We start from the raw sequence: 961 nt of genomic DNA, 5'->3' as shown, positions 1-961 counted from the left end.
CAAGGCAATAGCCTAGAGTTACTCCAAATAATTCCAAATGATAGCATTGATTTAATCTTTGCTGACCCGCCTTATTTTATGCGTGTAGAGGGAGTTTTGCAAAGACCAGAGGGGAGTGATTTTAGCGGTTGTGATGATAGTTGGGATAATGCTTTTATCGATAATGCAGATTATGTGGCTTTTAGTAGGCAATGGCTTAAAGAATGCCATAGAATCTTAAAGCAAAATGGGAGCATTTGGGTGATTGGCTCAATGCAGTGTATTTATAGCATTGGTGGGGTGATGCAAGAGCTTGGCTTTTGGCTTATTAATGATGTGATTTGGCATAAGAGCAACCCCACGCCTAATTTCAATGGCACAAGGCTAAATAATTCCCACGAAACACTCATTTGGGCGACAAAAAGTAAGAAATCAAAATACACCTTTAATTACAAGAGTGCAAAGGAGCTAAATTGTGAGATTATTGACTTTGAAAAGGGGGTAAGAAAGCAGCTAGGCAGTGTGTGGAGAATGAGTGTGTGTAGTGGCAATGAGCGACTAAAAGATTCTAATGGCAAGAAGCTACACAATACCCAAAAACCTCTCTCTCTGCTCTATCGCATACTTGCCATTAGCTCTAAAATGGGCGATATTGTGCTTGACCCCTTTGGTGGCACGATGACAACCGCAGTAGCAGCAAAGATTCTAGGTAGAGATTATATTATGCTAGAGCAAAATGAAGTGTATATTGAGTATGGCAGGCAGAGGCTAGATTCTGTGCTATTTGAAGATAGCCCCATTGCAAGAGCAGAATTTGATAAGAAGCCCTTAAGGGTAAGCTTAAGAGAGATGATTAAAGCGGGGTTTTTATCTCTAGGAGAGCAACTCCACCTTAAAAATACCGCATTTCAAGCCTATCTCACAAGCGAGGGTAAGCTAGAATTTCAAGGACAAATTTATGATATACACACTCTTGCAGCCC

1 protein-coding gene is annotated in these 961 nt (G+C 40.7%); it reads left to right on the top strand.

Going from position 1 to position 961, the window contains the following annotated elements:
- The coding region (locus CQA44_RS12170; protein ID WP_220272168.1) for a site-specific DNA-methyltransferase at window positions 1–961 on the top strand (961 nt) is incomplete at both ends.

Source organism: Helicobacter sp. MIT 14-3879, assembly GCF_003364125.1.
This window is presented reverse-complemented; position numbering and strand designations above follow the sequence as displayed.